The 19,615-nt window shown below is 71.7% G+C and carries 20 protein-coding genes and 1 pseudogene; 11 read left to right on the top strand and 10 right to left on the bottom strand.

Annotated elements, in window-relative coordinates; translation table 11 throughout:
* Positions 1 to 28: 28 nt before the first annotated feature.
* The 4 genes from K5O09_RS13875 to K5O09_RS13890 are packed head-to-tail and all read right to left on the bottom strand — an operon-like array spanning position 29 to position 2,784.
* Complete coding sequence (locus K5O09_RS13875; RefSeq protein ID WP_222170074.1) at positions 29 to 679, bottom strand: ABC transporter ATP-binding protein; 651 nt, start codon at positions 677 to 679, stop codon at positions 29 to 31.
* Positions 676 to 1,539, bottom strand: a complete 864-nt coding sequence (locus K5O09_RS13880) for an ABC transporter permease (RefSeq protein WP_222170075.1) — start codon at positions 1,537 to 1,539, stop codon at positions 676 to 678. The genes K5O09_RS13875 and K5O09_RS13880 overlap by 4 nt, the downstream gene beginning before the upstream one ends.
* Positions 1,540 to 1,564: 25 nt before the next feature.
* A complete protein-coding gene (gene modA / locus K5O09_RS13885; protein ID WP_222170076.1) occupies positions 1,565 to 2,380 on the bottom strand; it encodes a molybdate ABC transporter substrate-binding protein in 816 nt (271 codons plus the stop codon).
* Positions 2,377 to 2,784 (bottom strand): molybdopterin-binding protein, encoded by a 408-nt coding sequence (locus K5O09_RS13890; protein ID WP_222170077.1) that lies wholly within the window; start codon positions 2,782 to 2,784, stop codon positions 2,377 to 2,379. The genes modA and K5O09_RS13890 overlap by 4 nt, the downstream gene beginning before the upstream one ends.
* 190 nt (positions 2,785 to 2,974) lie before the next feature.
* Between K5O09_RS13890 and K5O09_RS13895 the strand changes: the two genes are divergently transcribed.
* Positions 2,975 to 3,451: a molybdenum cofactor biosynthesis protein MoaE gene (locus K5O09_RS13895; protein WP_255595519.1), complete on the top strand. Its 477-nt coding sequence runs from the start codon at positions 2,975 to 2,977 to the stop codon at positions 3,449 to 3,451.
* Between the two features lie 3 nt (positions 3,452 to 3,454).
* On the opposite strand, the gene K5O09_RS13900 is transcribed toward K5O09_RS13895, so the two are convergent.
* Positions 3,455 to 3,712, bottom strand: coding sequence for a MoaD/ThiS family protein (locus K5O09_RS13900; protein WP_222170078.1), 258 nt, complete (start codon positions 3,710 to 3,712; stop codon positions 3,455 to 3,457).
* A gap of 1 nt (position 3,713) precedes the next feature.
* Entirely contained in the window at positions 3,714 to 4,754 is a 1,041-nt protein-coding gene (gene moaA, locus K5O09_RS13905) for a GTP 3',8-cyclase MoaA (RefSeq protein ID WP_222170079.1), read from the bottom strand.
* A gap of 86 nt (positions 4,755 to 4,840) precedes the next feature.
* Between moaA and glp the strand changes: the two genes are divergently transcribed.
* From glp to K5O09_RS13920, 3 genes are read left to right on the top strand one after another with little or no spacing between them, the layout of a single operon-like run.
* On the top strand, positions 4,841 to 6,130 hold the full coding sequence (gene glp, locus K5O09_RS13910; protein WP_222170080.1) for a gephyrin-like molybdotransferase Glp: 1,290 nt from the start codon (positions 4,841 to 4,843) through the stop codon (positions 6,128 to 6,130).
* Entirely contained in the window at positions 6,115 to 6,612 is a 498-nt protein-coding gene (gene moaC, locus K5O09_RS13915) for a cyclic pyranopterin monophosphate synthase MoaC (RefSeq protein ID WP_222170081.1), read from the top strand. Before glp ends, moaC begins: the two co-directional genes overlap by 16 nt.
* Before the next feature lie 23 nt (positions 6,613 to 6,635).
* On the top strand, positions 6,636 to 7,112 hold the full coding sequence (locus K5O09_RS13920; RefSeq protein ID WP_255595526.1) for a molybdenum cofactor biosynthesis protein B: 477 nt from the start codon (positions 6,636 to 6,638) through the stop codon (positions 7,110 to 7,112).
* An 8-nt stretch (positions 7,113 to 7,120) separates the two neighbouring features.
* Here K5O09_RS13920 and moeB read toward each other — a convergent pair whose 3' ends face one another.
* Entirely contained in the window at positions 7,121 to 8,281 is a 1,161-nt protein-coding gene (gene moeB / locus K5O09_RS13925; protein WP_222170083.1) for a molybdopterin-synthase adenylyltransferase MoeB, read from the bottom strand.
* A 212-nt stretch (positions 8,282 to 8,493) separates the two neighbouring features.
* On the opposite strand from moeB, the pseudogene K5O09_RS19580 reads away from it, so the two are divergent.
* Together K5O09_RS19580 and K5O09_RS13935 are read left to right on the top strand one after the other, a co-directional pair.
* Positions 8,494 to 9,352 (top strand): annotated as a pseudogene (locus K5O09_RS19580) (IS3 family transposase).
* A 19-nt stretch (positions 9,353 to 9,371) separates the two neighbouring features.
* Positions 9,372 to 9,863, top strand: a complete 492-nt coding sequence (locus tag K5O09_RS13935; RefSeq protein ID WP_222170084.1) for a glutathione peroxidase — start codon at positions 9,372 to 9,374, stop codon at positions 9,861 to 9,863.
* Positions 9,864 to 10,639: 776 nt separating this feature from the next.
* Here the strand turns inward: K5O09_RS13935 and K5O09_RS13940 are convergent.
* Both K5O09_RS13940 and K5O09_RS13945 read right to left on the bottom strand, forming a co-directional pair.
* Positions 10,640 to 12,328, bottom strand: coding sequence for an MDR family MFS transporter (locus tag K5O09_RS13940; RefSeq protein WP_222170085.1), 1,689 nt, complete (start codon positions 12,326 to 12,328; stop codon positions 10,640 to 10,642).
* Positions 12,325 to 12,813, bottom strand: a complete 489-nt coding sequence (locus K5O09_RS13945; protein ID WP_052022175.1) for a MarR family winged helix-turn-helix transcriptional regulator — start codon at positions 12,811 to 12,813, stop codon at positions 12,325 to 12,327. Before K5O09_RS13945 ends, K5O09_RS13940 begins: the two co-directional genes overlap by 4 nt.
* Positions 12,814 to 13,360: 547 nt before the next feature.
* Here K5O09_RS13945 and K5O09_RS13950 point away from each other — a divergent pair.
* Complete coding sequence (locus K5O09_RS13950; protein WP_222170086.1) at positions 13,361 to 14,476, top strand: site-specific integrase; 1,116 nt, start codon at positions 13,361 to 13,363, stop codon at positions 14,474 to 14,476.
* Between the two features lie 73 nt (positions 14,477 to 14,549).
* On the opposite strand, the gene K5O09_RS13955 is transcribed toward K5O09_RS13950, so the two are convergent.
* The gene (locus K5O09_RS13955) at positions 14,550 to 14,816 is read right to left on the bottom strand and encodes a helix-turn-helix domain-containing protein (RefSeq protein WP_222170087.1); all 267 of its coding nucleotides are present in this window, start codon (positions 14,814 to 14,816) and stop codon (positions 14,550 to 14,552) included.
* A gap of 835 nt (positions 14,817 to 15,651) precedes the next feature.
* Here K5O09_RS13955 and K5O09_RS13960 point away from each other — a divergent pair.
* The 4 genes from K5O09_RS13960 to K5O09_RS13975 all read left to right on the top strand — a co-directional run bounded on the left by K5O09_RS13960 (position 15,652) and on the right by K5O09_RS13975 (position 19,549).
* Complete coding sequence (locus K5O09_RS13960) at positions 15,652 to 16,710, top strand: TnsA endonuclease N-terminal domain-containing protein (RefSeq protein ID WP_222170088.1); 1,059 nt, start codon at positions 15,652 to 15,654, stop codon at positions 16,708 to 16,710.
* A 237-nt stretch (positions 16,711 to 16,947) separates the two neighbouring features.
* The gene (locus K5O09_RS13965) at positions 16,948 to 17,829 is read left to right on the top strand and encodes a hypothetical protein (RefSeq protein WP_222170089.1); all 882 of its coding nucleotides are present in this window, start codon (positions 16,948 to 16,950) and stop codon (positions 17,827 to 17,829) included.
* Positions 17,830 to 17,990: 161 nt separating this feature from the next.
* On the top strand, positions 17,991 to 18,647 hold the full coding sequence (locus K5O09_RS13970) for a hypothetical protein (RefSeq protein ID WP_222170090.1): 657 nt from the start codon (positions 17,991 to 17,993) through the stop codon (positions 18,645 to 18,647).
* On the top strand, positions 18,641 to 19,549 hold the full coding sequence (locus tag K5O09_RS13975; RefSeq protein ID WP_222170091.1) for a hypothetical protein: 909 nt from the start codon (positions 18,641 to 18,643) through the stop codon (positions 19,547 to 19,549). The genes K5O09_RS13970 and K5O09_RS13975 overlap by 7 nt, the downstream gene beginning before the upstream one ends.
* Positions 19,550 to 19,615 lie beyond the last annotated feature (66 nt).

A 19,615-nucleotide genomic window follows, 5' to 3' on the forward strand; every position in this document is an offset into this window, starting at 1 on the left:
CCGGCGCCGAGAGAGACGCCGACCCGTCTCACGCGGCCGGTCGGCCGTGCGCCAGCCGCACCACGCGGTCGGCGAGCGCCGACGCGTCGGCCGGGTCGTGCGTCACGAGCACCACGGGCCGCACGTCGTCGAACACGTGCTCACGCAGCAGGGCATGCACGGCTGGCCGTGCGGTCACGTCGAGGGCAGCGAACGGCTCGTCGAGCAGCAGCACATCGGGTTCCGTGGCGAGTGCGCGGGCGAGAGCGACCCGCTGCGACTGCCCGCCGGACAGCCGCGTGGCGGGAGTGTCTGCATGCTCGGCGACGCCCAGCCGCTCCAGCCACTCCCTCGTCCAGGCACGGGAGTCCCGGCGCCCGACACCGCGCGCCCGCAGCCCGAAGGCCACGTTCTCGGCCGCACCCAGGTGCGGGAACAGCAGGTGCTGCTGGAAGACGAGCCCACAGCGTCGCTCCTCCACGCTCACGTGCTCGCGACTGCTGGCGTCGTCGAGCACGCGGTCGCCGAGCCGGACGTAGCCGTCGTCGAGCTCGACGAGCCCGGCGACCGCGTGCAGGTACGTCGTCTTGCCCACGCCGTTCTCGCCGACGAGCGCGACCACCTCCCCCGCCTCGACGCTCAGCGACAGATCGAGCGTGAAGGCGGGCCGACGCACGACGACGTGCGAGTCGAGCTTCACGACGCCACCTCGATGAGCCCGGACACCCAGCGGGACCGCAGACCGATCAGCACGGCCAGCGACACGGCCATCAGCACGAGCGACAGCGCGAGCGCCGTGCTCGGGTCGTCCTGCATGGCCAGGTAGATCGCCAGCGGCATGGTCTGGGTCGTGCCGGGGAAGTTTCCCGCGAACGTGATCGTCGCGCCGAACTCGCCGAGGGCCCGGGCGAAGCACAGCACGCCGCCGGCGGCCACCGACGGCCCCACCAGCGGCAGCGTCACGCGCCGGAACACGTACCAGCGGGAGGCGCCCAGCACGGCGGCGGCCTGCTCGTAGCGCAGGTCCGCCGAGCGGAGCGACCCGTCGACCGACAGCACGAGGAACGGCAGGGCGACGAAGGCCTCGGCGATGACGACCGCGAGTGTCGTGAACGGGATGGTGATGCCGAACGCCGTGTCGAGCGGGCTCCCGAGCAGGCCACGGCGCCCCAGAAGGCTGAGCAGGGCGACGCCCCCGACGACGGGGGGCATGACCAGCGGCATCGTGACGATCGAGCGCACCACGTTCTGGCCGGGGAACGTGGTACGAGCCAGCACCCAGGCCAGCGGCACACCGAGGACGAGGCACACGACGGTGGCCGCCGTCGCGGTGCGCAGCGACAGCCACAGCGCCTGGAGCACGCGCTGCGACGTGACGAGCGAGCCGAGGTCGCCCCACGGCGAGCGCACCAGGAGCGCGACGAAGGGCGCGACGAGGAAGAGGAACCCCAGTGCGGCGGGGACCAGCAGGGGCAACGGCGCCCGGCCCGCACGCCGGCGACGGGCGACCCGCGGCGTGGGCGAGGTGGCGTCGTGCAGGCCACGGGTGCGATCCGTCATGACCGCCTCGCTGCCGGCCGCCCGGTCACGTGGGGTCGAAGCCGGCGTCCGTCAGCACCGCCTGGCCGGCCGGCGACAGCACGTGCTCGACGAACGCCCGCGCGGCGTCGGCGTTCCGGGTTCCCTCGACCACGGCGATCGGATAGTCGTTGACGACCTCGGCGGCCTCGGGGAAGGTGATGGTCTCGACCGCGGAGCCCGCCGCGATCGCGTCGGTCGTGTAGACGAGCGCCGCGTCCACCTCGCCGGAGGTGACGTAGCTGCTCGTCGCCCTGACGTCCTGGCCGAGGGTGTCGGGCGCGGGGGTGATCCCGGCGTTCGCGAACACCGTCCGGGCCGCGGCGCCGCACGGCGCGGACGGGTCGCACAGCGCGATCGTGAGGTCGGGGTTCGCGAAGTCGGACAGGCCGGTGACCCCGCCCGGGTTGCCCTTCGGGACGACGATGACCAGCCCGTTGTGCGCGAACAGCGCCGGCTCGCCCACGACCTCCGCGGCCGTGGCCATGGTCGTGGTGCTGGCCGAGGCGAAGACGTCCGCGGGGGCGCCGGACAGCAGCTGCTCCGCGAGCGTGCCCGACGAGCCGAAGTTGAACGTGATCGTCAGGTCCGGGTTCGCCGCCATCATCTGGGCGCCGATCGTGGTGAAGGTGTCGGTGAGCGAGGCGGCCGCGAAGACCGTCAGGTCGCCGCTCAGGGCCGGAGCGGCGGGCGTGGTCGTGGCGCCCGTCGACGCGCTCGAGGAGGCGCCGACCTCGTTCGCGCCCGCCGACGAGCAGCCGGCCAGGGCAAGGCCCGCCAGGGCCGCCACGAGTGCGACGGACGCGCGAGGACGACGACTCACGGCTGACTTCCCGACCGCTCGACGATGACCTCGGTGGCCTTGATCACGGCGACCGCGAGGACGCCGGGCTCGAGGCCGAGCTCGTCCGCCGCCTCGCGGCTGATGAGGGAGACCAACCGGTGGGGGCCGGCCTGGATCTCGACCTCGGCCATCACGGTGTCGCGCAGCACGCGCGTGACGATGCCGGTGAACCGGTTGCGGGCCGACACAGCGCGCCGCAGCCCGTCCGGAACCGGCGTCGCCAGCTCCTGGGCGAGGTGGGCGAGGTCCCGGCCGTCGACCGTGAGCGGGCCACCGGCCTCGGACCTGCGGGCGGGCAGCCTGCCGGCCTCGACCCAACGACGAACGGTGTCGTCACTGACGCCGAGCAGCAGTGCCGCCTCGGAGATCTTGAACTCGGGCATGCGTCGATGGTGTCTTGGATCGTCTCCGCGCGCGCGGGCACAAGGTCCCGGCTGGCTCCGCAGATGCGTGCCGCCATTCGGTGCCCGGCACCGCAGCTGCGCACCGCTGGATGCGCTCGTGGCGGGCTCCTGCGGGCGCTGCGACGGAGGTCCCGTCACGCTCCCCCCGAGCACCGCCTACGCTGTCCGGGTGCACCCGGACGACGATGCGGCAGGCACCGCCCCGGCCCGCGCGCTGCCGGCGACTCGCGAGGTGGTGCGTGCGACCGTCACGGCCGAGCCGCTCGACGTCGCCGAGCACGCCCGGATCGTCGGGCGCGACGCGGCGGGAGCCGTGGTGACCTTTGCCGGAGTGGTCCGCGACCACGACCACGGCGTCACCATCTCGTGGCTGGAGTACACCGCGCACCCGGACGCCGCGGCGATCGTCGCGGCGATCGCGCGACAGATCGCCGACGAGTTCGACATCGACGCGATCGCGGTGACACACCGGGTGGGCCGGCTGGAGATCGGGGACTGCGCGCTCGCGGCGGCCGTCTCCTCGGCGCACCGTGCCGAGGCGTTCGCCGCGACGGCCGAGCTCGTCGAGCGCGTCAAGCAGCGCCTGCCGGTCTGGAAGCGCCAGGTGTTCGCCGACGGTGCCGCGGAGTGGGTCAACAGCCCCTGAGCCTCAGCCGCCGGCGAACGGCGGCAGCACGTCGACGGTCACCCCGGGCGCCAGCACCCGGGTGCGGTGCTCGTCGAGCTGCCCGTCCACCAGCACGCTGCACGCGGGCAGGACGCGGGCCAGGCCCGGGCCGTGCGCGTCGACCGCGCGGGCCAGCAGCGCCCGCGTCGTCGTCGCACCGTCCACCTCGAGCGACTCCTCCGGGCGTCCCGCAGCCTCACCGGCCGCGGCGAACCACCGCACCGTGACGGTTCCGGTCACCTCAGCCCCCGATCCTGCTCATGGTCCGTTCCGGCGGGACGAAGCCCACCCGCCCGATGCCGCCGTGCCACTGGGGCTTGGGACGAACCGCGGCCCGCCACAGCTGAGCGATCTCCACGTCGTCCGCCCCCGCACGCATCGGCCCGAGCAGGTCGGTCTCCTCCTGCGCGAACAGGCAGTTGCGCATCTTCCCGTCGGCGGTCAGGCGCACCCGGTCGCACGAGTCGCAGAACGGCCAGCTGACCGATGCGATCACCCCGACGGCGCCCGGTCCCCCGTCGACGAGCCAGGTGCGCGCCGGCGCCGGGCCGCGGACAGCCTTCTCGAGCGGGGTGAGCGTGAACCGCGCGGCGAGCCGGTCGAGGATCTCCTGGGCGGTCACCACCTGCGAGGGGTCCCACGCGTCCGCCGGGCCGATGGGCATCTGTTCGATGAACCGCAGGAAGTAGCGGTGTTCCAGCGCGAACTGCAGCAGGTCTCCCGCCTCGTCGTCGTTCACCCCGCGCAGGAGCACCGAGTTGAGCTTGACCGGCCGCATCCCCGCGGCGCGTGCGGCGGCCATGCCGTCGATGACGTCCGGCAGCCGGTCGCGGTGGGTCAGGGCGGCGAAACGCTCCGGGACGAGGGTGTCGAGCGAGACGTTGACGCGGCCGATCCCGGCGGCCGCCAGGCCGGCGGCCCGCCGCGCCAGCCCGATGCCGTTCGTCGTCAGCGCAAGGTGGGGCGCGTCGCCGTCCGGGCCGCGGAAGGCGGCGCTCGCGGCGACGATCTCCTCCAGGCCCGTGCGCAGCAGCGGCTCGCCGCCGGTGAACCGGACGCTGCGGATGCCCAGCAGCTCCACGCCGATGCGGACCAGGCGCACCACTTCGTCGTCCGTCAGCAGGGACCCGCGCGGCATCCACGGAAGTCCCTCCGGGGGCATGCAGTACGCGCAGCGGAGGTTGCAGCGGTCGGTGAGCGAGACGCGCAGGTTGCGGGCGACGCGACCGTGCTCGTCGGTCAGCCCCGCCTGCCACGGGAGATCCTTGCCGAGCCTGGTCATGGAGGGATCCTAGGCACAGGCCGGAGGCCCGACCCGTGACCAAGGACCGCACGGGATCCATCCCGGTCGCCGTTACGCTCACCGGCATGGGCATCGCCGCCGACCCCGCACTGCGCGCCGCGCGCACGCGTTCCGTCGAGGAGCATGTCGCCGCCGTGCTGGCCGGCGCCCTGCCGACCCGGGTGGAGCGGGTGCCGCTCGACGACGCGCTCGGGCTGGTGCTCGGCGAGGACGTGGCATCCCTCGTCGACCTGCCGGGCTTCGACAACTCCGCGATGGACGGCTACGCCGTGCGGCTCGCGGACGTCGCGGCGGTGGTGCCGGGCGGGCCCGTGGTGTTGCCCGTGTCGGACGACGTGGCGGCCGGTGACGGGCGGGTCGTCGTGCTCGCGCCCGGAACCGCGGTGCGGATCATGACCGGCGCGCCGGTGCCGGCGGGCACCGACGTGGTCGTCCCGTTCGAGGACACCGACCGCGGCACGGCGACCGTCGCGATCGGCGCCGTCGGGCCCGCCGGCCGGCACATACGGCCGCGTGGCGAGGACGTGACGACCGGCGCGACGGTGCTGACCGCCGGGACGGTCGTCGGGCCCGTCCAGGTGGGCCTGCTCGCCGCGTGCGGGCACACGCACGTGCCCGTGCACCGGGCACCGCGCGTCGTCGTGCTGTCCACCGGCTCCGAGCTGATCCCCGCCGGCCGTCCCCTCGCGCCGGGCCAGATCCACGACTCGAACCGGCCGATGCTCGTCGCGGCGGCCCGGGCCCTGGGCGCGCTGGTGACGACCGCCCCGGCGATCCCCGACGTGCCGGGCGCCCTGGCGGCCGCCGTGCGCGAGCACCTGGACGGCGCCGACGTCGTGATCACCAGCGCGGGTGTCAGCGCGGGCGCGTACGACGTGGTGCGCGAGGACCTCGTCACGCTCGTCGACGACCCGGCGGACGTGCAGCTGGTGCACGTGGCGATGCAGCCCGGGAAGCCGCAAGGCCTGGCCTGGGTCGGTGAGCGGCGGGTGCCCGTGCTCGGGTTGCCCGGCAACCCCGTGAGCGCCTACGTCTCGTTCCACCTGTTCGCGCGGCCGCTGCTGCGGCTGCTCGCAGGGCACGCGACCCTGTCGGCGCCGGTGGTCGGCGCGCGTTTGACGCAGGCCGTGTCGCACAAGGCCGGCCGTCGCGCCTACCTGCGGGTCCGGCTGACCGCGGGCCCGGACGGCTGGCTGGCGACGCCGGTCGGCGCCAACTCCTCGCACCTGCTCGGTGCGCTCGCCCATGCGGATGCGCTGCTCGTCGTGCCGGAGGACGTCACGCACATGGAGGCGGGTTCGTCGGCGCGCGTCGTCGTCACCGAGCCCGACGCACTGGAATGGAGGGTCCCGTGAGCGACGAAGCCCGTCTCACCCACGTCGACGAGCGCGGGGCGGCACGCATGGTCGACGTCGCGGACAAGGCGGTGACCCTGCGGACGGCGACCGCCCGCGGGCGCGTGATCGTGTCCCCGCGCGTCGTCGAGCTGCTGCGCGGCGAGGGCGTGCCCAAGGGAGACGCGCTCGCGGTGGCACGCATCGCCGGCATCCAGGCGGCCAAGCGCACCCCCGACCTGGTGCCGCTCGCGCACCCGATCGCGATCCACGGCGTCACGGTCGACCTCGAGGTGACCGACGAGGCTGTGGAGATCGCCGCGACGGTCCGCACCGCAGACCGGACCGGTGTCGAGATGGAGGCGCTGACCAGCGTCGCGGTCGCCGGCCTGGCGCTGGTGGACATGGTCAAGGCCGTGGACCGCAGCGCCGTGATCAGCGACGTGCGCGTCGTCGCGAAGACGGGCGGGAGGTCTGGCGAGTGGCACCGCCCGGGCGAGTGAGCAGAGGGGCGCTGGTCGTCACCGTGTCGACACGGGCCTCGGCCGGCGTGTACGCCGACCAGTCCGGGCCGGCGGCGGCCCAGGCGTTACGGTCGCTCGGGTTCGAGGTGGGCGACGTGGTCGTCGTGCCGGACGGGCCGGCCGTCGGGTCCGTGCTGCGGCAGGCGGTCGACGAGAGGTACGCGCTGGTGGTCACCACGGGTGGCACCGGGTTGGCGCCCGACGACGTCACGCCCGAGCAGACCGCGCCACTGCTGGACCGGCCCGTGCCGGGGCTGGCGGAGGCGGTGCGGGCGGCCGGGGTCGCGGCGGGCGCCACCGCGGCGGTGCTGTCGCGCGGCGTCGCGGGGCTGGCGGGCCGCACCCTCGTGGTCAACCTGCCGGGGTCGACGCGTGCCGTCCTCGAGAGTCTGGCGGCGGTCGGGACGGCGCTGGTCCATGCGACCGAGCAGGTCACGGGCGGCGACCACCCGCGGCACGGGCACGGTCCGGCCCGGTAGGGCGTCGTTCAATACCGCGGCAGAGCCGGGTCGACCTCGTCCACCCAGGCGAGGACGCCGCCCCCGAGGTGGCTCGCCCGGGACAGGCCGCGTTGGCGGGCGCGGCGCAGCACGTCGGCGGAACGCACGCCGCTGCGGCAGTAGAGGATGACGTCCCGGTCGCGTGGCAACTCCTCGAACGCCTCGTCGTCGGCGAACAACCCCTGCGGCACCAGACGCGACCCGGGGATGGCGACCAGCGCGTGCTCGTCGGGCTCCCGCACGTCCACCAGGTCGAAGTCCTCCTCGCCGCGCCCCCGAGCCGCCAGCCGGCCCGCGAGCTCCGTCGCCGCGATCGTCGGGAGCGCGACGCCGCACTCCTCGTCCTGGTCGGTCAGCTCGGTGATCACCGGCGTGTCCCGCGACGGCCGCAGCGGGACGTGCCGCCACGTGCCGGCCAGAGCGTCGAGCACCGCCATCCGACCGAGCAGGGGCTCGCCGACACCCATGACCAGCTTGAGCGCCTCGATCGCCATCGCCGACCCGACCGCGCCGCACACGGCACCGAGCACACCGGCCTGCGCGCACGACGGGACGGTGCCGGCGGCGGGGGGGCGAGGGAAGACGTCGCGGTACTGGATGGCGCGGTGTTCCTCCGGCGGCGCGGACCAGAAGACGGTCACCTGCCCGTCGAACCGCAGCACCGACCCCCACACCAACGGCTTGCCGGCGAGCACGCACGCGTCGTTGACCAGGTACCGCGTCGGGAAGTTGTCACAGCCGTCGATGACGAGGTCGTACCGGCTGACCAGGTCGAGCGCGTGCGAGGCGTCGAGGCGGATCGGGTGCCGTTCGACCACGACGTGCGGGTTGGTCCGGGCGACCGTCTGCGCTGCGCTGTCAACCTTGGGGAGGCCGACCGCCGACGTCGGGTGCACCACCTGCCGCTGCAGGTTGGAGGTGTCGACGGTGTCGAAGTCGACGATCCCGAGAGTCCCCACGCCGGCGGCGGCAAGGTAGAGCAGCACCGGGGAGCCCAGCCCACCGGCGCCGACCACGAGCACGCGCGCGTTGCTCAGCCGGCGCTGGCCCTCGTCACCGACTCCGGGAACCAGGACGTGTCGCGAGTACCGCGTTAGCTCGGCCGTGCTGAGGGACGGGCCGGGCTCGACGAGCGGCGGCATGGGCATCGGGCACTCCTTCCGGATGGCGCCGTGTGCGGGGACGGCTTGAGGTTAGGCACGCAGCGGCGCGACGGCGCGGGCCGTACGTCCCGCGCGTCCGTCGTCGGGTGTGCGATCCCTGCACGGATCGACACCCCCGCACGACACCCGGGCCTGCCGCACGATAGGTGACACCCTGACCTGTGGTGCCGTGGGGCGCCGCTGGAAGGATGTGCCTCGTGCCCAGGCCCTATCCGATGGAGTTCCGCCGGGACGTCATGGCGGTTGCCCGGCGTGGTGAGGCGCCGCTCAGGCAGGTCGCGGCCGACTTCGGGATCGCCGAGCGTGTCTGCGCAACTGGTTGTGTGACGCCGATGTCGAGGATGGCAACCGTCTCGACGTGACCCGGTCGGAGTCGACCCGGCGCGGCCGCCCGGGCCGGACTGGTCGCCTGTGAGCGCACGGTGTGGCGGATCTGCTCGGACAACCGCCGGTGGTCGGTGTTCGGCAAGAATCGTTCCCGGCGTGGGAAGGTGGGCCTGCCGGCCCACTAGGACCTCGTGCTGCGCCGGTTCACCGCCGACGGGCCGAACAGGCTACGGCTGTGGGACTACCGAGTACCCCACGGCCCAGGGCAAGGTCTACCTCTGCGCGTTCAAGGACGTGTTCTCCAACCGGATCGTGGGGTTACTCGATCTGCGACCGCACGACCTCCCAGATCGCCGTGAACACCCTGGTCAGCGCCGTGCAGCGGCGTCAAGACGTCGCCGGGTGCGTGGTGCACTCGGACCGGGGCCGCCAGTTTCGAAGCCTGAAGTTCGCCCGCGCCCTGGCGGCCCACGACCTGGCCGGCTCGATAGGCCAGGTCGCCTCCGCCCGCGACAACGCCCGCGACAACGCCGCCACGGAGTCCTTCTTCGCACTGCTGCAGAGGAACGTCCATGACCGGCGGCCCTGGGCAACCCGCCAGGACCTGCGGATCGCGATCATCACCTGGATCGAAAGGACCTACGCCGCCGACGCCTGCAAAGGCTCGGTCGCCTGACACCCATCGAGTTCGAGACCATCATGGACACTCAGGCGGCGCTCGCCGCCTGAGACCCACGGTCACCTACTCGTGCTGCAGACCCTCAGGCTGATCGTTAACGTCGCCTCGCGGTGCGGGCTGGCCCCCCAGTACGAGAAGCTCGAGGCCCTCCAGCGCACCTTTGGGCGGCGAGGTTTCACCGTGCTCGGGTTCCCGAGCAACCAGTTCCTGCAGGAGTTGGGAAGCGAGGACGCCATCAAGGAGTACTGCTCCACGACCTGGGGCGTGACCTTTCCGATGTTCGAGCGGGTCAACGTCAACGGTAGGTCGCGGCACCCTCTCTACACCGAGCTGACCCGCACCCCCGACGCCAGCGGGAAGGCGGGGCGCGTCACCTGGAACTTCGAGAAGTTCCTCCTCACCCCCGACGGCCAGGTGCACCGATTCCGGCCCAAGGTCGAGCCCGACGCGCCCCAGATCATCGACCTGATCGAGGCACACCTCACCGAACCTGACCGCGAAGGCCACAACCGGTCCATCGACTCAAGTGCCCTGCGGGCGAGTGGGCGAGGCCGCGCGTGAGGGGCCCGGGCCCGCAGGTCGGCCGTGGACAGCAGGAACGGCTCCGCGACGGCCGCAGGTCGTGGCACCTGGCGATGACCACGCCCGCGCTCAGACGTGGGGATCGCGGCGGCGTCCGAACGCTTCCGTTGCGCGGCGCGTGGTGGCAACGTTGCTGGCAAGCCACTGGGAGTGGCCTGGTGACGGTGCGAGCCGGTGAGCGTTGCGCGACCCCTGGGAAGAGGGGTGGTGTGGTGTTCTACCTCCACGCCAGCTGTCCTGTACAACCTGGCGACGTGGCTGCTGGGAGCGGCCCGCCTTCTGCGGTGGTGCCTGATGACCGGCAGCCTCGGGATGGGCACCTACTGGCACACGCGCACGGCGGTTCTTATCGAGAGGCTGGCGGCCCGGCCCCCGCGTGGCCCCGTCCTGATCGCCGACCGGTCGTGGTGGCGCTGCAGGCGGCGCGTGGGTTCGCCGCGATGGAGTTCTGGACGCCGGCCGGCTGTCCCATTGACGGATCGACCGCGGCGCCACCGCGCGGGCCAGCCGGACGCAAACCGACTGAACGTCTCGGCGTGGCGGCGTGCCCCTGCGCGGCGCGTCTCGTGGGATTCTGCGGCGCGGCCGCCCCAACGTCCAAGTGCCCGATCGCCGCGGCCCCTCCAGGCGAGCTCGCTGTGGATCACAGCCACGATCCGCGGGTCGGGGCAACAACGGAGGTCGAGCGGCGCAGGGGGCCGGAGGGCCGCCTTCCCGCATCCTGGACGGGTCACCAACTCCTGCGCCACGACAACCTAATGACGGCGGGCAGCACCCGGCGGCAGAGGACCGTCCGGGCGAGGCGCGTCTTCGTCGTCGGTCAGATGCGCGTCGGGGTCGATCGAGGTCTCGAACGTAGCGGCGACGTCCTCGCCCGAGGTGTGCCCCCGGGCGTGTCGCAGCGGGGCTTCGCGGAGGAAGAGCAGGATGACGAACCCAAGCAGCGCGAATGGTACGGCGGCCAGGAACGTGGTCTGCAGGGCCTCGGCGAACCCGGTGGTGACCGCGAGGTGGATGGGGTCCGGCAGGTCGGCGATCTGTTCGGGACTACCCAGAGTGGCAGCCCCAGGGGGCATCTGGTCGGCGGGGAAGCCTGCTGCCTTCAGCTCCGCAGGGATGGTGTCTCGGAGCCGGTAGGTGAGCAGCGCGCCAAAGACTGCCACACCCATCGCGCCACCGAGGGAACGGAAGAAGGTCGCCCCGGAAGTGGCCACACCGAGGTCGGCATGGGGCACCGCGTTCTGGGTCGCCAGGACCAGGACCTGCATCACCATGCCGATGCCGGCGCCGGTGATGAACATGAAGACCCCGGCGAGCCAGAGCGGGGTGTCCACCGACAGTCGGCTCATCAGCGCCAGCCCACCGGCGGCGACCAGCAGACCGGCGACGGGGAACATCTTGTAGCGGCCGGTGCGGGTGATCAGGCGTCCTGACCCAATCGAGGTGATCAGCAGTCCGACCATCAACGGAAGGGTCAGCAGGCCGGAGGCGGTGGGAGACTGGCCCTTGACGATCTGTAGGTACTGAGGCAGGAAGATGATGGCGCCGAACATGGCGACCCCGACCACAAAGCCGGCCAGGCTGGTGATGACGAACGTGTGGTTGGCGAACAGCCGAGGAGGCATGATCGGCTCGGCCGTCCGGCGTTCCTGCCAGACCGTGAGCGCGAGCATCACCAGCGCCACCGCGGCCAGGCCATAGGTCCAGACCGAGTTCCAGGCGAACTCCTTGCCACCGAGGGAGAGCATCAGCAGCAGCGCGCTGATCCCGGCGACGATGAAGAACGCTCCCAGCCAGTCGATCGCGTGCTGGCGGCGGGGGAACGGCAGCTTCAGCACGCGTTCGGTCACCACGAGGGCGACGATGCCGACAGGGATCCCGACCCAGAAAGTCCACCGCCACGACAGGTGCTCGACCAGGAAGCCGCCGAGCAAGGGCCCGGCGACGGTAGCCAGGCCGAAGACCGAGCCGATGTAGCCCTGGTAGCGGCCACGTTGCCGGGGTGTGACGACGTCTCCGATGATCGCCTGGGAGAGTGCCATCAGCCCTCCCACGCCGATTCCCATCACAGCGCGGAAGCCGACCAGCTGCCCCATGTTCTGGGCAAACCCGGCGGCAAGGGACGAGACCAGGAAGATCCCGATCGCTGACTGGAACATGATCTTGCGGCCGTACAGGTCCGAGAGCTTGCCCCAGATGGGGGTGGACGCGGTCGAGGTCAACAACGTGGCAGACACGACCCAGGCCAGCTGGTCCTGACCACCGAGCTCCCCGACGATCGTGGGCAGCGCGGTGGCCACGATCGTCTGGGACAAGGCGGAGACCAGCATGCCCAGCATCAGACCCACCAACACGATGAGGATCTGCCGGTGCGTCAGGATCGGCATCACCTGCTCGGTCGGCGCCGCGGGCTGCTCGGCTCGGGGCGACGGTGAGGTGCTCATGGCTGACTCTCTTCTCGGGTGGACTGGCTCAGCTGGTGGTCGAGGCCGGCGTTGAAGGCGGCCAGCAGGGACGCGAAGTTCGCCAGGTCCTCGCGAGACCAGGACTGCAGCAGCCCGCGGACGACGCCGCGCCGTTCCGCCCGCGTCGCGGTCAACACCTCCTGACCGTGCTCGGTGAGCCGCAGCCGGCAGGCACGTCGGTCCTCGGCGTCGGGCTCGCGCGCGACCAGGCCGGCCTGCTCCAGAGAGGTGACCTGGCGGCTGATCGTGGAGGCATCCAGGTGGAAGTGGGCCGCCAGAGCGCCGGGGCGCAGCGGGCCCATGTCGTGGAGCCACGCGAGAATCCCATAGGCCGCCCGTTCCACGACCTGCGCCGCCGGGGCCCCGCGCAGGTACACCTTCTGGGCCCGACGCACCAGCAAGGTCAGCTCCTGCTCGATCGACTCCACCGAGGCAAGGTCGGCCGTCGACTCAACTAGTTGCATGTACCAACCATACTCAATCGCACGGGCCGAAAACGAAGGTCACGGGTTGACGACAGCGAGCACTGGCGGGGGCAACGCCCGGTTCTGCGACCTGCCGGTCTCGTCGGCAGTCCACAACCGCCACAGGAGCCCACGCCGTCCCCGGCGGCCGACCACCAGTCCGCCAAATGATCAACCTCTGTGTCCATCACCGCCCAGGACCTCCACGTGACTGGGCAGTGTTCGGCGATGTCTGCGCCAGTTCGGGCGACTTCCAGGCAACCGGTGTTGACACCTCGTTGACACCAACGCCAGAGGCCCTCCCGATCCGAAGATCGAAAGGGCCTCTGAACTGCTACTTCAAGTAGCGGGGGCAGGATTTTAACCTGCGACCTCTGGGTTATGAGCCGAGCGCACTACCGTCGGCGCGCGCCGCTGAGTAGGCTCTCAACGAGAGAAGTCGCAGGTCAACGGGCTAATCCTTGTACGCAACTGTTCGCCCGTGTCCGCTGGCGATCGTCGTCGTCCGCCCACATTCTGCCCACACGCGTCCCCGGGGAGGGCTGCCATGGCCTGGGTCACCAAGCGCAAGAGCGCCTCTGGTTCGATCCGCTACCAAGGGCGGTACCGCGACCCCCACGGCGAGAAGCGGACCGCCGGGACGTTCTCCACCAGTCGGGAGGCACTGAAGTCCGCCATGAAGGCGGAGGGGAAGGTCGCCGACGGGACGTGGATCGATCCCCGCGGCGGCGCCATCACATTCCGTGAGTATGCCGAGGACGTCTGGCTACCCTCCCGCCACCTCGAGGTCAGCACGCGCGCCGGGTACTCCTCATATCTCCGGAACCACTTCGTTCCGTTCTTCGGCGCGATGCCGCTCGCACGCATCATGCCCTCGACGGTGCAGGACTGGGTCAGCGGCGCCGCGGCTAGGGGCTTGTCGCCACGTTCCGTCGCCAAGTACCACGTGATGCTGCACTCGGTGTTCGCCCGGGCGGTTCGTGACCGGCTCATCGCCTTCAACCCCTGCGAGGACACCGAACTGCCGAAGGTCGTGACGAGGAGGGTCAGGACACTCACGCCCGAGGAGTTCGCGGGCGTGCTGGCCGAGATCCCGGACCGCTTCAAGCCGCTCGTCATGACCGCGATCGAGACGGGCCTGCGCTGGGGCGAGCTCGTCGCCCTCAGGCCGCGGCACGTGGACTTCCTCCGCCGGACGATCACCGTCGAGGAGACCATCGTCGAGGTCTCGCGGCGCGACTCGCCGACGGGTGAACGGATGATCGTCAAGCCCTACCCGAAGGACGACGAGCCGCGCACCCTTCGCGTCTCCCAAGGCCTCCTCGACGTCCTCGCTGCGCGGATAGCCGCGCTGGGCCTGGCCCGGGACGATCTGCTGTTTCCGTCGCGCGAGACGGCCGGCGGGCAGCCCTTGTCGCGTGCCACGTTCAACACACGCCACTGGAGGCCGGCGGTCCAGCGGGCCGGTGTCGACTTCGATCTGCGTATGCATGACCTTCGCCATGCACACGCCTCGTGGCTTCTGGCCGGCGGGGCGGACCTCAAGGCGGTCATGGAGCGCATGGGCCACTCGCAGATCATGACGACCCAGCAGTACCTTCACACGCTCCCGGAGGCGCAGGACGAGGCGCTCGCCGCCTTCGAGAGAATCCGTACGCGGTAGTCGCGCCGGTCACGCCGCGTGACCACTGGTGGCAATCGCCAGCCAGCCGAGATGCTGACCCGACCGCTGCGCCTCATTCCCCGTCCGCGGTGAGCCGGGCGACGTAGGCGTCCAGCGCACGAGCTGGAACCTTGTGAAGCCGGCCGACGTGCACCGACTGGATCTGGCCAGCGGCGAGGAGCTCGTACATGAGCGTCCGGCCGATGCCGAGCCTGCGCGCCGCCTCCGCAACACTGAGGAGCAAACGCTCGTCCCTCTCGACGGTCACGCTAAGGACCTCGGGCGGCCGTTCCCGGTAGCCGCGCGGCGCGCTCAGGTGCACCTGGGTAGTGGCGGACATAGTCATCACCTCCGATTGAGGGAGCCAACTCTGCCCGGCCTCGGTAGCCGAACCGGTGACGCAACGGGACTCCACGTCCGGCCCCGACGATGACGCAACGTCCACAGGTCGCCGAAGCGATCCTGATCGTGGCGAGACTCATCGTCTAGAGAAGCGCCAACTGTGTCGGCGAGCACGGTTACGGTTGCCGGCGGAGGGGGTGAATCCGCTGCAACGAGACGGTGACGAGCGCGCACCAGCCGAAGGCGGGGACGCTACGACCACAGCCAGCCCTGGGGCGGCCAGGCAGGGCCTGCCATGGTCTCGCGGAGAACTCCACGACCTCGCCGCTGGAGTCCGCGGGGGGCACTCAGTCGAGGCGCTGGCGAGAGCGCATCAGCGCTCCCCTGCAGGAATCGCGGCGGCTGCGCGGCGAATGCTGCCGCGGAGCGCCATCCTGACCAGCCGCGGTGACGCGTTCGACGCCCTAGCGGTGACACTCGCGCACGATCCCCAGTACGACTGGTGGGACGCATACCTGCGAAAGCGACCGACAAGCCGGCGACGGGACGAATCCGCATGGGCCGGCCGTGCTGATGTTCCGGCCGCGGCACCGGTTGCACCCAAGGGCAGGCATGCGTCCGACACTCCGGAACTACCCGGTGGGCGCCCTGGGACTGTCGAGCAGCATGGATCGGGCCAGCCCCGGGGGCCGAGCCCCGCAAGGCGGGGCAAGCACGCGGCGGAGGCCGTCGACGAGCGCAGTACCGCATCGGGACCCGCAGCCCTAGGAGGCGACGAGGCCGACGTAGGCGCGCTCGTTTCAGAGGCCATCGAGTCGCTGAGCGACAAGCGTTTGGCGTTCGTCCTGGCTGGCCGGCTCGGAGTTGGCGCCGATCCGCTCACACTTGAAGCGCTGGGTCAGAAGCTGGGCGTAACGCGCGAACGTGTGCGCCAGCTCCAGGAGAAGGGGCTCGCGCAGCTCGCCCGCGGCTCAGTCCGGCAAGGCGCGCTCCGCTCCCTGCTCTCGCAGATGTATGCAAGAGAGCTCGCGGAGCTGACCTTGGAGGCGCAGGCAGATCATCTGTCGGCGCGCCTCGGCGGGCTCTTCCTGGCGCGCCCGCAACTGGTGATCGAAGTGGTGCTCCGCGCCGGTGGCGTACCGAAGGCACGTGCCCGCGCGCTGGCTCTCCTCGCGGAAGAGCGCGCGCGGTCACGCGCACGCGAGGAGCGACTGCATCAGAAGGCCCTGGCATCGCGGGAACGGCCCGACCGAGTCATGCGCAAGTGGTTGGCCGACGCCACCTGGCCGGCGACCCTCGGGACGCCGCCCTCTCGCGCAGAGATGGGGCGCGTGCGCGAGGTTCAGGTGACGGGACGCTCCGGCAGCTTCGAGTCGGCGAAGCTTGGCCGCGCCGTCAGCTTCGAGTCGCACCTGGAGATGCGCATCTTGCTGCGGCTCGAGCGCAGCGATCTCGTGGCGTGGTACCAAGAACAGCCGCTCGCGGTCGCGTACCGCTTCGATGGCGAGGCCCGTCGGTACTTTCCCGACGTCTTCGTGGCGTTGGCTGACGGGCGCGGACTGCTCGCGGAGATCAAGCCGCTGTGGCAGGTGGCACTAAGCGTGAACCGCGCCAAGGCGGATGCGGCTCGTCAGCTCGCTCATGAGCGGGGCTGGGGCTGGGTGACCATCGCCGGTACGCGCACAGACAGGGACCTCGCTGAGCGTGTCGTCAGCGCGGCCGCCTACGAGACGTTGTCGGGGGCCCTCGCCAACGGGGCGGTGCTCAGATGGCGTGATGTGAACGAACTACGCCGCGTTGCTCCCGTCGACAACTGGGACGTGGCAGCGTTCGCTCTGCAGTCGGGTGCACGCCTCGACCTCATGCCGTACCGGTTGAGCCGACCTGTGTGACCGCGCGGCGCGGCCCGGCTCTCGTCCGGACCCGGACGGCGCCCCTAGCGCGGCCAACCTCACCCGCGGCCCGTTGCCGGGCTGATGACGATGGCCTGTGTTCCGCGCTGTCCCCGATGACGCCGCGTCCACAGGACTGTCGTCATCGATGACGCTCCACCGCCGGCCGCCCGCGTCATCGCTCTGTGCATAGGCCCTGAGCAACGTCGTCACCACCGAACTACCGGAGGTGACGAAATGGACAAGGACTACCGGAGAGCGTGCGACGGCACGCCCGAAGACCTCGCCGAGATCGCCAAGCGCCGCGACGACCTCCTCGAGCGTCTCGACGCCATCGCGGTCGAAGGCTGGGACGGACCGACGGCGACGGACCTGCTCCGCTTCGTGCGCAGCCACCTCGTCCGTCCTCTCGTGGTCGACGTCGGGCTTCGCGGCGGAGCCGCATCCGAGGCGGAAGCCACGGCTTGGGAGGTGCTCTGGCTCAAGCTTCAGGAGCCGTCCCTACGGACCGCTCGGTCGCCGTGGGGCGTCCTCTGGCAGACGGCCCGACGCGCGGTGCTCGGCGAGATCCTCGCCCAACGCTGGGGCGCTCCCCCGAGACGGGCCTGGAAGCTGGACGCCGCGGAGCGCGCCGGCCGCGTGCTGAGGCCCATCGCGCTTGAACCCCTCCTCGCCGAAGGCTGGCAGCCCGCACGCGACGAGGCTGTGCCGGACGCCGACGACGGCACACTGGCGCGGGTCCTCGCCCTCACAGCGAGCGCACTCCGCTCCGTCGGCTGGCCGGAGGACACCGCGCTGTCTATCGCCTGGGAGGTGGCGCGCTTCGAGGCGCCCGCACGCGCGACGAGCACCATCGTCGGCTGGCGCACTCTCGCGAAGAAGCTCGGTGTCGCCCCATGGCAGGCACGACGCCTGGTCTGGATCCTCCGCGGGTCGTCCGGCTCCCCTGGACTCCTCGCGCGGATCGCTCTTGAGGGGGCGGCCGCCGTGAACGGCGCAGGGACTCAGGCTGCGCTGCGGAGCACCCGTGACCGCTGCCTACCCTCCCCGACGCCGCCACTCTCCCCCGCAACCGCCGGCCGTCGGCACGACGCGCGCGTCGAGCGAGCGGCGTCATGAGGCGTATCCACAGGGCAGCGAACGCACCTCCATTGCACAGGCGTCTCGGCCGAGCACCCCACGTTGGTCGGTGTGCGGGCACACGTAATGGCATGGCGACACGATTCGGATCGTCCGCAAGACGGGCGCGAGGGTTCACATCCCGCCGCAACGGGTGTCCAATGGGTGACCTGCGCCCTGATCAGGGCAGGTCAGGGCATTCTGGGCGCCGTTTCAGGGGGGACGGTGGCGGCCCGATGGTGAGCCGACCGCTTCTGCACCGCCTCGTGCTACTGACGTGCGGGGGGCTTCTGCTCACCTCCTGCACCTCGACCGATCCCGAGCCGACGCCATCGGCCACGACGACGGCGTCCGCGTCGCCGAGTCCGACGTCGAACCCCACGCCCACGGTCGACCCGGCCGTCGAGGAGGCCACGGCGGCCATCCTCGACGCCTACCGCACCTACTGGTCCGTCTCGGTCGCCGCGCTCGCCGACCCGAGCGCGGGCCTGCCGGCCGACTTCGATCGCCTGATCGTCGACAAGGCGCGCGCGTCGCTCGCCGAGTCCGTCATCCGGCTCGACCAGCAAGGCCTCGTGATGACGGGCGAGCCCGTCATCGACCCCGAGGTCGACTCCGTGACGCTCGGCGAGCAGTCCGAAGCCCACGTCATCGACTGCGTCGACTCCACCAACTGGATCCCCACCTTCCGCGACACCGGCGACCCCGCTGCCTCCGAAGGGCAGAACGCCGTCGTCGAGGTCGAGGCCTGGGCGACCGTCTTCGACGACCGCTGGGTCATCAGGGAGGTCGAAGTCCACAGGGACCGGCCGTGCTGACGCGCCTGACGGCCGTCGTCGGCCTCGCCGTGCTGCTCGCGAGCGCAGCGCCAGCCCAGCCCGCCACCGCCGCCGGCGGCGTCACCTGTCCCCCGCCGCTGATCATCTGCGAGGTCGAGGTCGAGGACCCGGGCAACCCGGCCCAGCCACCAGCCGACCCGCCGGTGGTCGACGTCGGCGCGGGTCAGTGCGTCACGTTCCGCGGGAACGTCGTGCCCTGCTGGGACGACCTCTGGGGCTGGTTCAACGCCTCGGACTCCTGCTACTACCGGCTCACCGAGCCGGCGCCTCCGGGGACCGACGCCGTCTGGGAAGGCCACTACCCCGACGGCGCGATCTACGACGTCACCTGTGCCGAGCCGCTCAGGGTGCCCGGCACCAACGGCGGTTGGACGTGGCTCCCCACGCCGCCGCCCGGCTACGGCGGCGACCCCGCGCAACTCGCCCGCCGCGCCGTCGACCAGATGGCGCTCGAAGGACCGGCGATCCGCACCCCACTCGCTGAGGGCGAGTTCGGCACCGTCGGCATCCCGCTCTGGCTCTGGACCGACCAGACGGCCACGACCTGGGGCCCGAACACCGCAACGGCGTCGGTCCCTGGTCTCGCCGTCACAGCCACCGCACGCGCGCGGTGGATCGACTGGGACCTCGGCGACGGCACGCGGATGCGATGCGACGGTCCCGGGACGCCCTACATCCCCGGGCGGGTCGAGTCCCCAACGTGCGACCACGTCTACGCCGCTTCATCCGCCGGGCGTCCTGACGACGCCTACACCGTCACCGGCACGACCACGTGGGACATCACGTGGTCCGGCGGTGGCACCTCCGGGAGCCTCCAGGTCACCCGGACCTCCACCGCGTCCGTCCGCATCGGAGAACTGCAGGTGCTCACGACGAGCTGACCACCTGCGGATCGGAGCCGACCATGGCCACGAGTACCGACACCCGCCGCGAAGCCGCGGCCCCTG

This window comes from Cellulomonas sp. C5510, from assembly GCF_019797765.1.
Classification (GTDB): domain Bacteria; phylum Actinomycetota; class Actinomycetes; order Actinomycetales; family Cellulomonadaceae; genus Cellulomonas.